This window comes from Rhodoferax sp. UBA5149, assembly GCF_002413825.1.
Classification (GTDB): Bacteria; Pseudomonadota; Gammaproteobacteria; order Burkholderiales; family Burkholderiaceae_C; genus Rhodoferax.
Genome location: NZ_DHXT01000117.1, coordinates 1 through 11040 on the forward strand (window position 1 = coordinate 1; position 11040 = coordinate 11040).

An 11040-nucleotide genomic window follows, 5' to 3' on the forward strand; every position below is an offset into this window, starting at 1 on the left:
CGCAGGATGCCGATGTGCCAAGTGGGGTCGCTGCGGTACAGGTCGCGCAGCATCTCTTCAATCACCAGCTTGGTCTGGCCATAAGGGTTGGTGGCTGAGAGGGGGTGGTCCTCGGTCAGCGGCAAGCGCTGCGGGTTGCCATAGACCGTGGCCGACGAGCTGAACACCAGCGTCTTCACGCCGCATTCAACCATGGCTTCCAGTAGCCGCACCGTGCCGACCACATTGTTGTCGTAATAGGCCAGCGGCTTGTGCACCGACTCGCCCACCGCTTTGAGACCCGCGAAGTGGATCACGGCGCTGGCGCCGCTCTGACGCAAAGCTGCTACCAGTGCTGCCGAATCACGAATGTCTCCCTGCACGAGGCTGGGCTTTCTGCCCGTGATGCGTTGCACCCGCGCCAGCGCTTCGGGCTGGCTGTTGCAGAAGTTGTCAAACACGGTGACGTCATGCCCCGCGTTGAGCAACTCGACACAAGTGTGGGATCCGATATAACCGGCGCCGCCCGTCACAAAAATCATGGTCATGGTGTGTGCTGCTGAGGTGAAGACAAGTTTAATTGGCGCAGGCGTTCAGAAACGCCATGCCCGCCGCGTCCTTGGCCGAGAGCCGGGGTGGACCCTTCAGCGCGGGCCATTGGATGGCCAGCGTCGGGTCGTTCCAGGCAATGCAACGCTCGTATTCCGGCGCGTAGTAGTCGGTGGTTTTATGCAAAAAATCGACCGTGTCCGACAGCACCAAAAAGCCATGTGCCAGGCCTGGCGGAACCCAGCGCTGGCGCTTGTTGTCAGCCGATAATATCTCACCCACCCATTTGCCAAAGGTGGGCGACTCGCGGCGCATGTCCACCGCCACGTGAAACACCTCACCGGCCACCACCCGCACCAGCTTGTCCTGTACAAACCGCAGGTCCAGCCCGGTCGCCTGGTTGAATGCGCGCTGGTTAAAGCTTTCACAAAAAAAGCCACGCGCATCCCCAAAGACACGCGGTTCGATCAGCAGTACATCGGCAATGGCGCAAGGCGTCACTTTCATCAAGATGCCTTTTCTTTGAGCAGGCGCGGCCACTTTGAGGCCTTGTCGTTTCTCGATGGTGTAAATAAACTGGCTGGCTTCCAGCATCGACTCGTGCGTGCCCGTGTCCAGCCAGGCGTAACCGCGGCCCATGGTCTGCACGCCCAGTGTGTCTTGTTCCAAATACATTCTGTTCAGGTTGGTGATTTCCAGCTCGCCGCGGGCCGACGGCTTCACGCGTTTGGCCAACTCCACCACCTGGCTATCGTAAAAATACAGGCCGGTCACGGCGTAGCGTGACTTCGGGGTTTGGGGCTTTTCCTCAATGCCGATGGTGCGGCCGCGCTCGTCAAATACCACCACGCCGTAACGTTCGGGGTTGTGCACCACATAGGCAAACACGGTGGCGCCAACGATCTGCTCATTGGCCTTGTGCCGCAGGCCGGCAAAGTCGTTGCCGTAAAAAATGTTGTCGCCCAGCACCAGCGCGCTCGGCGCGCCGTCCAGCAATTCTTCGCCAATCAAAAACGCCTGGGCCAATCCGTCGGGCGGGGGCTGCACCGCGCAGCTGATCTGCAGACCCCACTGGCTGCCATCGCTCAGCAGCTGCGCAAAGCGCGGCGTGTCCTGCGGCGTCGAGATCACCAGCACCTCGCGAATGCCCGCCAGCAGCAGGACGCTCAGCGGGTAATAAATCATGGGCTTGTCACAAATGGGCAGCAACTGCTTGCTCACCACCTGCGTGGCCGGATGCAGGCGCGTGCACGAACCGCCCGCCAGAACAATGCCCTTGCGCCGTACCGGCGCGCTTGCCCGCTGCGTGGTGGAGGGTGTGCTCACATTCATTTTGCCCCGGTGATTTCTTGTAACATGCGTGCCACCTGCACCTGCCAGTGCGGCAGCACCAGGCCAAACGCGGCTTGCAGCTGGCTGGTGTCCAGGCGTGAATTCAGAGGCCGTTGCGCAGGCGTGGGGTAGCGGTCGGTGGCGATGGGGGTCACCTGCGCCGGCCCGGCCTTGAGCGCCCAGCCCAGCGCCTGCGCCTGGGTCAGAACGTAGCGGGCGTAGTCGTACCAGCTGGTCTCGCCCCCTGCCACGCAGTGGTAAAGCCCGGCCAGCTTGGGCTGGCATATCGCCGCCACGAGCGCATGCGCCGTCACGTCGGCCAGCAGCTCGGCCGAGGTGGGCGCGCCGATCTGGTCGTCAATGACGGTCAATGTTTCGCGCTCCCGGGCCAGGCGCAGCATGGTTTTGGCAAAGTTGCCACCACGCGCCGCGTAAACCCAGCTGGTCCTGAAAATCAGATGCTTCGGGCAGGCAGCGACCAGCTGCTCGCCCTCCAGCTTGGTCCGGCCGTACACACTCAAGGGACGCGTGGCGTCGGTCTCGCGCCAGGGCTGGGAGCCGCTGCCGTCAAACACGTAGTCGGTCGAGTAGTGCAGCAGCCAGGCGCCCAGCCTTTGCGCTTCGGTGGCCAGCACGCCCGGCGCCAGCGCATTGAGGGTGCGAGCCAGCGCGGGCTCGGCTTCGGCCTTGTCCACGGCGGTGTGCGCTGCCGCGTTCACAATCACGTCGGGCTTCACCCGGCGCACCGTGTCAGCCAAACCGGCCAGGTTGCTGAAGTCGCCGCACAGCTGGTCCGGGTTATGGGCGGGGTCGTGCCCCAGTGCCACCAGTTCGCCCAGAACACCGAGGCTGCGCTGCAGTTCCCAGCCGACCTGGCCGCCACGGCCAAACAGCAAAATTTTCATGCTGTCGTCTTTGCCCCGTATTGCTTGGCCACCCAGTCGCGGTAGCCGCCGCTTTGCACATTGGCGACCCAGCCGGGGTTGTCCAGGTACCACTGCACCGTTTTTCGAATGCCGGACTCGAAGGTCTCGGCCGGCTTCCAGCCCAGTTGCTGCTCGATCTTGCGCGCGTCAATCGCATAGCGCCGGTCGTGGCCAGGGCGGTCGGTGACGTAGGTAATTTGCTCGCTGTAGGGATGGCCATCAGCACGGGGCTTGAGCTCATCCAGCAGGGCGCACACGGTGTGCACGATGTCGAGGTTGGGCTTTTCGTTCCAGCCGCCCACGTTGTAAACCTCGCCCAACTGGCCGGCTTCGAGTACGCGGCGAATCGCGCTGCAATGGTCGGTCACATACAGCCAGTCGCGAATCTGCTGGCCGTCGCCATACACCGGCAGTGGCTTGCCGGCCTGGGCGTTCACGATCATCAGCGGGATCAGCTTTTCAGGAAAGTGAAACGGCCCATAGTTGTTGGAGCAGTTGGTGGTGAGCACCGGCAGGCCATAAGTGTGGTGGTAGGCCCGCACCAGATGGTCGCTGGCCGCCTTGGAGGCCGAGTAAGGACTGTTGGGCTCGTAGCGGTGGGTCTCGGTAAAGGCCGGCTCGGTTTTCGCCAGCGATCCGTACACCTCGTCGGTGGACACATGCAGCAGCCTGAATGCGGCCTTGGCCGTGGTGTCCAAAGCGCCCCAATACGCCCGCACGGATTCGAGCAAGTTGAAGGTGCCCACGATGTTGGTCTGGATGAACTCGCCCGGCCCGAGGATGGATCGGTCCACATGCGACTCGGCGGCAAAGTTCACCACCGCACGCGGCTGGTGCTGTGCCAGCAGCCCCGTGACCAGTGCCGCGTCGCCAAAGTCCCCATGCACGAACACATGTCGCGCATCGCCTGTGAGCGAGGCCAGGTTTTGCAGATTGCCCGCGTAGGTGAGTTTGTCCAGGTTGATGACGGGCTCGTCGGATGTGCCAAGCCAGTCGAGCACAAAGTTACTGCCAATAAAGCCGGCGCCGCCGGTAACGAGGATGGTCATGTGGTTTGCGTCCCTGAAAACATAAAACTGGCTCAATTATCGCCACTGCGTTTCATGTGGGTCGGTGCCTGCCGCAGACCAAACGATGATTCAGAAAAAAGGCCTCTAGCCCTCGCAGTTATTGCGTAAGCAGCTTCACTTTTGATAGCAAAACTCAAGCAGCCGTGACAGCAGGTGCATCAGCCCCCGGATTCAAGCGTGAAGGCGGCGTGCTGGTCTTGACCGAGTATTTCCGCTAATTGCGGCAGCGCCAGCTGGAGCGCTGCTTTGAGGGTATGGGGTGGGTTGATGATGAACATGCCACTGGCGGGCAGGCCGGGACGTATTACCTCGCCCGCTTCATCGGCAGTCAATTTGCTTGACTTCACCGTCAAGGTGGCGTTCAGCCATTTCTTTCCTGATTTGGTGGCCAGGGTTTTCAGTTTGCGCGGCACGTCATGCGCCTCAGGACGCGGAATGAGGGGGTACCAAACGGTGTAAGTGCCGGTGGCAAAGCGCAACAGCGAATCAGCGACCATGGCCACGACGCGGGCGTAATCGTTCTTGATTTCGTAGCTGGGGTCGCTCAGCACCAGTGCCCGGCGTGCTGGCGGCGGCAGAAATTTTTTAATCCCTTCAAAGCCATCTTCGCGCAGTACGGCGACCTGGCGTCCCGCTTCCAACTGTGCGATGTTGGCGGACAGTGTTTTGGCGTCGGTCGGGTGGATCTCAAACAATTTGAGCTTGTCACGTTCGCCCAACAGGCGCTGGATGATGAACGGTGAACCTGGATACACCCTGTGACTGCCCTTGTTGTTGAAACTGGCGACCAGATCGAGGTAGTCCTGGATCACTGGCGCCAGACCCGCTGCGATTGATTTTGCAGCCGCTGACGGTTTCTTGGTGGGGGCTGCAGGCGTATTGATTGAAGATAGAAGTTTTAAGAAGCCATTGGCCGCCTCGCCACTGGTTTCGGCATATTCACCGTCGAGCCGGTACAAACCGGCCCCGGCATGGGTGTCAAAAACGGTCAAGGCCGTGTCTTTTTGCCGCAAATGCCGCAATATGGCAATCAGCACGGTGTGTTTGAGGACGTCGGCATGGTTGCCGGCATGGAAGGCGTGGCGATAACTGAACATGACGAATTTTAACCGTTTGACGGTGAATTTTGTATAATCGCGGGCTTCGCAGCGCTTTTGTGGCTCCGCGGCGGAGCTAGATCCCCACCTAAGAGATTCCCATCAGAGGAACGCCGACCGTGGAAAAGAGCCCGACAAACCCTCCTTTAAAAGAGAAAACTCATGACCAAGACCTTCAGCGCCAAACCCGCTGACGTGGTGCACGAGTGGTTTGTGATTGACGCGACCGATAAGGTCCTCGGACGAGTAGCCAGCGAAGTTGCTCTCCGTTTGCGCGGCAAACACAAGGCCATTTACACGCCTCACGTCGATACCGGTGACTTCATCGTCATCATCAACGCAGCCCAGCTGCGCGTCACCGGCGCCAAGCCGATTGATAAAGTGTATTACAGCCACTCCGGCTACCCAGGTGGCATTTCTGCCATCAACTTCCGTGACATGCAAGCCAAGTTCCCTGGCCGCGCTTTGGAAAAAGCCGTCAAGGGCATGCTGCCCAAGGGTCCTCTGGGCTACGCCATGATCAAGAAGCTCAAGGTGTACGGTGGTGCTGAGCATCCCCATACCGCCCAGCAGCCCAAAGTGTTGGAAATTGCAGGCATTTCTGCCAATGCAACTAAGAGGGAGTCCGCCAAATGATCGGTGAATGGAACAACGGTACCGGCCGTCGCAAATCAAGCGTCGCCCGTGTTTTCCTGAAAAAAGGCTCCGGCCAGATCGTGATCAACGGCAAAGACATTGAAAAGTTCTTTGGCCGTGGAACCTCGATCATGATTTGCAAGCAGCCCCTGTTTTTGACGAACCACGCCGAAACGTTTGACATCATGGTCAACGTCGCCGGCGGCGGTGAGTCGGGCCAGGCTGGCGCTGTGCGCCACGGCATTACCCGCGCCCTGATTGACTACGATGCAACGCTCAAACCCGAGCTGAGCAAAGCTGGTTTCGTCACGCGTGATGCCCGTGAAGTCGAACGTAAGAAGGTCGGCTTCCACGGTGCACGTCGCCGCAAACAGTTCAGCAAGCGTTAATTTCACCAGAAATTCCGCCAACGAAATGTTGCAAAACAACAGCCGCCAGAATGCAGATTCTGGCGGTTGTTTGCATTCTGGCTGCTAGACTTGGCGCCCCATGAGACTTCGCCTGCTTCTTCGCCGTCTGACGGTCAGTGCCCCGCGCATGGCGGTGCGCAGTGCCCTGCCCTGGCCGTTTCGCTGGGCTTTTTTGGCGATCGTCTTTGGTTTTTGTGCCGCCATTGGCCTGTGGGCGTTCGAGTTTGGCAAAGACATTGCCGGTCTCGAGCGAGGCACCAAGGAAGAGTTGCAACAAACACGGTCCGAACTGGGGCGCTTGCAGGCGGAGCTGGCAGCCCTGAAAGCCGCCCGTGACAAGGCGCAGTCGATCGCCAATACCGCTGACACCTTGATGACCTCGGAAAAGGTGGCGCAGGAACGACTGGCCGCACAGAACAGACAGCTGGAAGCGGATAACCAGAGTTTGCGTGATGATTTGGGCTTTTTTGAAAAACTGATACCGACAGTGGGTGTTGGCGGCATTGCGATACGCAGCTTGCAGGCCGAGGTCCGCAATGGGCGTGACATAAAATGGCAGGTGCTGGTGATTCAGGCCCTCAAGAATCCGCCGGAGTTCAGCGGACGCCTGGAGTTGAGTTTTACGGGGATGCAGAATGGCAAGCCCTGGATGGCGACCTTGCCGGGCGGGGCTCAGGTGCTCAAGCTGAAACAGTATGGCCGCATGGAAGGCGTTTTTGAGCTACCGCCTCAAGCGGTGATCAAGGGCGTTACCGCCAAAGTCCTGGAAGGTTCGGTCACCAAAGCCGTGCAATCCATCAAGCTCTAGTCCAACGCATACCAAGGATAGCGACGTGTTCAACAAGAAAAAACAACCTTCCATCAAAAGCCTGATTGCTGAAGGCAGTGCGATCGAAGGGAATTTCAGGTTCTCCGACGGTTTACGGATCGATGGTGGCATCGTCGGGAACATCTACGCCGAATCCGCTCTGGCGAGCATCCTCGTGATCTCGGAAACTGCCACGGTGACGGGTGAAATCCATGCCGATCACATCATCATCAACGGGACCGTCAATGGGCCGGTGCATGCCCGGATCATGCTTGAGTTGCAGCCCAAGGCGCGCATCCAGGGCGACGTGCACTACACGGCACTGGAGATGCACCAGGGGGCCATCATCGCCGGGCAATTGCGCCCCCTCGTTGCGGCCGACGCAAAAGACAATGAGGAAAAACCCACACTGAAATTGGCAGCAAATAACAAGTAGCTGAATTGTTGAGTGAATTGCTGTAGTATTCCTCAAGTTGATATTGAAAACGTGCGGAACAGTCCGCAGCTACGCAGGGCGCGACAACGCAGTCCGCCACCATTTAGGAGAAACCATGAGTGCCGTCGCAGAAAACATCCAGACTGAAATGCCGAGTCCGATTCTCTTTACGGACAGTGCTGCCGCCAAAGTGGCAGATCTGATTGCGGAAGAGGGGAACCCGGATCTGAAATTGCGCGTTTTTGTGCAAGGGGGGGGCTGTTCCGGCTTCCAGTATGGTTTCACTTTTGATGAAATCACCAACGAAGACGACACCACCATGACCAAGAATGGCGTGTCCTTGTTGATTGATGCCATGAGCTACCAGTACCTCGTGGGCGCTGAAATTGATTACAAGGAAGACTTGCAGGGCGCGCAGTTTGTGATCAAGAACCCCGGTGCCCAGTCGACCTGCGGCTGCGGGTCGAGCTTCTCAGCCTGAAGGCGGCCCGGTTCAGGCCGGATAAACCGCACCCAGCACACGGGCGCCTCGGGCGCCTGTTACTTTTTGCAAGCTCAATGGTTCACGCAACACGGTTTTGCGGGCCAGCCAGGCAAACGCCGCTGCTTCCACCTGCAGCGGGGGTAGGCCATGGGCTTGCGAGGCGCTGACCTGCAGCGACGGCAGGTGCGCCTGGAGTCGCGCCATCAGCTGGCCGTTAAAGGCGCCGCCACCACACACAATCAGCTGTTTGCTCTTCAATCCGTAGCGCTTGACGCTTGCTGCACAGGCGCTGGCGGTCAGTTCGGTCAATGTCGCCTGCACGTCCTCCGGCGCCAGTTCAGTGAACTGTTCAAGTTTATCGGCGAGCCAGGGCAGGTTGAAGAGGTCGCGCCCCGTGCTTTTGGGGGCGGGCAGGTCAAAGTAGGGCTCACGCAGCAGCGCTTGCAACAAGTCACCGTGAACTCGTCCCATGGCCGCCCATGCGCCGTCTGCGTCAAAGGCCTGACTGCGATGCTGCTGGCACCAGGCGTCCATCAAGGCATTGCCGGGACCGCAGTCAAAACCCAGCATATCGTCTGCCAGTTGCGGGCCCAGCACGGTAAGGTTTGAAATTCCGCCAATATTGAGCGTGGCCATCGTTTCACCAATTTGTCCAAACACCGATTGGTGAAAGGCCGGTACCAGCGGTGCTCCCTGCCCGCCGGCTGCCACATCACGGCTGCGGAAGTCAGCGACGACGTCGATGCCCGCCAGCTCGGCCAGCAGGGCCGGGTTGTTGAGCTGCAAGGTGTAGCCGGTGCCGTCGAACGCCTGCGGCCGGTGGCGCACGGTCTGGCCATGCGCGCCGATGGCGGTCACCTGGGTGTTGCCGACGCCTGACTTCTCCAACAAATTGCCAACCACCTGTGCATAGACGCGAACCAGTGCATTCGCGGCCAGTGCTGCACGGTGCAATTCATTGGGGCCGGGGCTGTTGAGCGCCAGCAACTCCTGGGTCAAGTCCAGGGAAAAGGGTGCGCTGGCATGCGCCAGGACGGTCAGGCGTGAGCCAGAAAAGTCTGCCAAAACGCCATCAACGCCGTCCAGCGAGGTGCCGGACATGAGGCCGATGTAGAGTTCAGGCACGCCGCTTCACCGCCGCGGACGCGTTACTGGGCGCTGGTTTGCTGCAGGGTGGCAGCGGCCGAGAGCGCTACCCGGTTTTCAGATGCGAGCCGTGCAAACGCAGGTTTGGCACTGGCAGATAGCGGCACGGTATTGTTCTCGCGGGCAATCGTGAGCGGGTCGTGATAGACGTTGTTGATGCGGTACTCAAAATGCAAGTGAGGCCCGGTCGCCCAGCCGGTGGCGCCCACGGCGCCAATGTTCTGGCCCTGGCTGACGCTCTCACCCTTGTGCACATTGATGCGGCTCAGGTGCGCATAGACCGTTTTGTAGTTGTTGCGGTGCTGCAGGATGATGACGTTGCCGTAGCCATTTTGAACGCCGGCAAAGTCAACCACACCGTCGCCGACGCTGCGCACGGCGGTGCCGGTGGGGGCTGCGTAATCCACGCCCTGATGCGCTTTCCAGACATGCAAAAGAGGGTGAAAACGCATCTTGAAGCCGCTGGTGATGCGGGAAAATTCCACGGGCGAAGCGAGATAAGCGCGGCGCAGGCTCTGGCCGTCCAGTGTGTAGTAGCCGCCCTTGCTGCGCGAGTCCGCCGCACTGGCACCGTCAGCGGCTGGAGTGCTGCCAGCGACCGGATCCTGGAACCACATGGCTTGAAACGTTTTGCCGCCATTGACAAATTCGACGCTCAACACGCGCCCGGTACGAAGGGGTTCGCCATCGCCTTCCAGTGTTTCATAAACGACGGAAAAACGGTCTCCTTTGCGCAAGGAGCGATGAAAATCAATATCGCCCGAGAAAATTTCAGTCACTTGCGTCGCAATACTGTCTGGAATTTTGGCATCGTCGGTGGCAGCGAACAGCGAGGTCTGGATCGTGCCGCTGGCGAGCCGGGTGGAGGCACTCAAAGGTGCGGACTCGATCCGGGACTGAAAGCCTTGCGGTGTTTTCTCGACCACCAGCCGCTTGAAGTTGCCGTCGCTATCGGCGCTCCAACGCGCGCTGAGCTTGAGCAAGCTGTTGTGCTCGCTGGTCTCGGCGGTGACGTTGCGACCGCTTCGCCCGAGCAGCACTTGGCGGGCCGTCGCATCGGCGCGCAGGAAAGAGGCGGCTGCCTCATCGTCCACGCCCAGGCGCTTGAGCAGGGTGTCAGCGGTATCGCTGGAGCGGGTAACTTCTGATCTGAAGAGTTTGAAGGCCTGGACGTCCAGGGCATCGGACGCGACATTCAAAGGCAGTGCTTGAACGGACTCCAGAACCTCGCGCACCGGCAACTCCGAGGCGTCAGGGGCGTAGGAGGCCAAGGCAAACGCGCCGCCGCCGCCGCCCAGCAGCAAGGCGGCAATGGCGGAGGTGACTCGTTTAGGATGTTGTTTGAGCGTCTGGCTGGCAAAAGTCAATAGAGCATTTCGAGCGCAAAGCAGGCTGTTTATCAAAAGAAGTGTTCCAAGTGAAGGTTGGTTTGTGCGCAACCGAACAGACAAAGAAGGTGCTCATGCCGGACGAATTAAACTCAAACGCTAGAGCGAACGCAGAGTATAACGTCGCCCAAGCCCCACGCATCAAGAAAAACCCTTATGAATCAAGTCCTGGCCCCTAAGTTTTCTGTAACAGACCGTGTCCGGGAGGCGCTGGCCGTGTCCTTGCGCGGCTGCGAAGAACTGATTCCGCAGGACGATTGGGTCAAGAAGTTGGCCCGCTCCGAGGCCACCGGAATCCCGCTGCGCATCAAGCTGGGCCTCGATCCCACGGCGCCCGACATCCATATTGGCCACACCGTGGTGCTCAATAAAATGCGCCAGATGCAAGATTTGGGCCACACCGTCATTTTTCTGATTGGTGATTTCACCACCCTGATTGGCGACCCGTCGGGCCGCAACACCACGCGCCCGCCGCTGACCCGCGAGCAAATCGAGGTCAACGCCCAGACCTATTACCGGCAGGCCTCGATGGTGCTGGACCCGGCCAAGACCGAAATTCGCTACAACAGTGAATGGGGCGACACGCTGGGCTCGCGCGGCATGATCGAGCTGGCGGCCAAATACACGGTGGCGCGCATGATGGAGCGCAACGATTTTCATGACCGTTTCAAGTCCGGCACGCCGATCAGCGTGCACGAGTTCCTGTACCCGCTGATGCAGGGCTATGACTCCGTGGCACTGAAGAGTGACCTGGAACTGGGCGGCACCGACCAGAAGTT

13 protein-coding genes and 1 pseudogene are annotated in these 11040 nt (G+C 59.8%); 6 read left to right on the forward strand and 8 right to left on the reverse strand.

The window, feature by feature from the left end; genetic code table 11:
• The 6 genes and pseudogenes from B3V69_RS10605 to B3V69_RS10630 form a co-directional block, all read right to left on the reverse strand.
• Positions 1–527, reverse strand: a 527-nt coding sequence (locus B3V69_RS10605; RefSeq protein ID WP_296446364.1) for an SDR family NAD(P)-dependent oxidoreductase, incomplete at its 3' end; no start/stop codon positions are given.
• Positions 528–555: 28 nt separating this feature from the next.
• Positions 556–1035 carry a dTDP-4-dehydrorhamnose 3,5-epimerase family protein gene (locus B3V69_RS10610; RefSeq protein ID WP_296446387.1) on the reverse strand — a complete coding sequence of 160 codons (480 nt, stop codon included), beginning with the start codon at positions 1033–1035 and terminating at the stop codon, positions 556–558.
• Between the two features lie 15 nt (positions 1036–1050).
• A pseudogene (gene rfbA / locus B3V69_RS10615) lies at positions 1051–1860 on the reverse strand (glucose-1-phosphate thymidylyltransferase RfbA); the annotation flags it as partial.
• Positions 1857–2765: a dTDP-4-dehydrorhamnose reductase gene (rfbD, locus tag B3V69_RS10620; protein WP_296446366.1), complete on the reverse strand. Its 909-nt coding sequence runs from the start codon at positions 2763–2765 to the stop codon at positions 1857–1859. The gene rfbD and the pseudogene rfbA, both read right to left, overlap by 4 nt.
• Positions 2762–3835 (reverse strand): dTDP-glucose 4,6-dehydratase, encoded by a 1074-nt coding sequence (gene rfbB / locus B3V69_RS10625; protein ID WP_296446369.1) that lies wholly within the window; start codon positions 3833–3835, stop codon positions 2762–2764. The genes rfbD and rfbB overlap by 4 nt, the downstream gene beginning before the upstream one ends.
• A gap of 179 nt (positions 3836–4014) precedes the next feature.
• The gene (locus B3V69_RS10630) at positions 4015–4953 is read right to left on the reverse strand and encodes a 23S rRNA (adenine(2030)-N(6))-methyltransferase RlmJ (RefSeq protein WP_296446371.1); all 939 of its coding nucleotides are present in this window, start codon (positions 4951–4953) and stop codon (positions 4015–4017) included.
• Between the two features lie 162 nt (positions 4954–5115).
• On the opposite strand from B3V69_RS10630, the gene rplM reads away from it, so the two are divergent.
• The 5 genes from rplM (at position 5116) to erpA (ending at position 7724) form a co-directional block, all read left to right on the forward strand.
• Positions 5116–5589 carry a 50S ribosomal protein L13 gene (gene rplM / locus B3V69_RS10635; RefSeq protein WP_296446372.1) on the forward strand — a complete coding sequence of 158 codons (474 nt, stop codon included), beginning with the start codon at positions 5116–5118 and terminating at the stop codon, positions 5587–5589.
• The gene (gene rpsI / locus B3V69_RS10640) at positions 5586–5978 is read left to right on the forward strand and encodes a 30S ribosomal protein S9 (protein WP_296446374.1); all 393 of its coding nucleotides are present in this window, start codon (positions 5586–5588) and stop codon (positions 5976–5978) included. Before rplM ends, rpsI begins: the two co-directional genes overlap by 4 nt.
• 100 nt (positions 5979–6078) lie before the next feature.
• Complete coding sequence (locus tag B3V69_RS10645; RefSeq protein ID WP_296446376.1) at positions 6079–6807, forward strand: DUF6776 family protein; 729 nt, start codon at positions 6079–6081, stop codon at positions 6805–6807.
• Between the two features lie 25 nt (positions 6808–6832).
• Positions 6833–7243: a bactofilin family protein gene (locus B3V69_RS10650; protein WP_296446377.1), complete on the forward strand. Its 411-nt coding sequence runs from the start codon at positions 6833–6835 to the stop codon at positions 7241–7243.
• Positions 7244–7358: 115 nt separating this feature from the next.
• Entirely contained in the window at positions 7359–7724 is a 366-nt protein-coding gene (gene erpA, locus B3V69_RS10655) for an iron-sulfur cluster insertion protein ErpA (RefSeq protein ID WP_296446379.1), read from the forward strand.
• A 12-nt stretch (positions 7725–7736) separates the two neighbouring features.
• Here the strand turns inward: erpA and B3V69_RS10660 are convergent, their stop codons facing one another.
• Positions 7737–8852 (reverse strand): anhydro-N-acetylmuramic acid kinase, encoded by a 1116-nt coding sequence (locus B3V69_RS10660; RefSeq protein WP_296446381.1) that lies wholly within the window; start codon positions 8850–8852, stop codon positions 7737–7739.
• Positions 8853–8875: 23 nt separating this feature from the next.
• Positions 8876–10276: a M23 family metallopeptidase gene (locus B3V69_RS10665; RefSeq protein WP_414707510.1), complete on the reverse strand. Its 1401-nt coding sequence runs from the start codon at positions 10274–10276 to the stop codon at positions 8876–8878.
• Positions 10277–10417: 141 nt separating this feature from the next.
• On the opposite strand from B3V69_RS10665, the gene tyrS reads away from it, so the two are divergent.
• Positions 10418–11040 (forward strand): tyrosine--tRNA ligase (gene tyrS, locus B3V69_RS10670; RefSeq protein ID WP_296446385.1); only part of this gene is annotated, 623 nt, incomplete at its 3' end.

What these genes read in the sequence shown, in the direction of transcription:
- B3V69_RS10610 (WP_296446387.1), bottom strand. Translation starts at nt 1,035, where the DNA reads ATGAAAGTGACGCCTTGCGCCATTGCCGATGTACTGCTGATCGAACCG.
- rfbD (WP_296446366.1), bottom strand. Translation starts at nt 2,765, where the DNA reads ATGAAAATTTTGCTGTTTGGCCGTGGCGGCCAGGTCGGCTGGGAACTG.
- rfbB (WP_296446369.1), bottom strand. Translation starts at nt 3,835, where the DNA reads ATGACCATCCTCGTTACCGGCGGCGCCGGCTTTATTGGCAGTAACTTT.
- B3V69_RS10630 (WP_296446371.1), bottom strand. Translation starts at nt 4,953, where the DNA reads ATGTTCAGTTATCGCCACGCCTTCCATGCCGGCAACCATGCCGACGTC.
- rplM (WP_296446372.1), top strand. Translation starts at nt 5,116, where the DNA reads ATGACCAAGACCTTCAGCGCCAAACCCGCTGACGTGGTGCACGAGTGG.
- rpsI (WP_296446374.1), top strand. Translation starts at nt 5,586, where the DNA reads ATGATCGGTGAATGGAACAACGGTACCGGCCGTCGCAAATCAAGCGTC.
- B3V69_RS10645 (WP_296446376.1), top strand. Translation starts at nt 6,079, where the DNA reads ATGAGACTTCGCCTGCTTCTTCGCCGTCTGACGGTCAGTGCCCCGCGC.
- erpA (WP_296446379.1), top strand. Translation starts at nt 7,359, where the DNA reads ATGAGTGCCGTCGCAGAAAACATCCAGACTGAAATGCCGAGTCCGATT.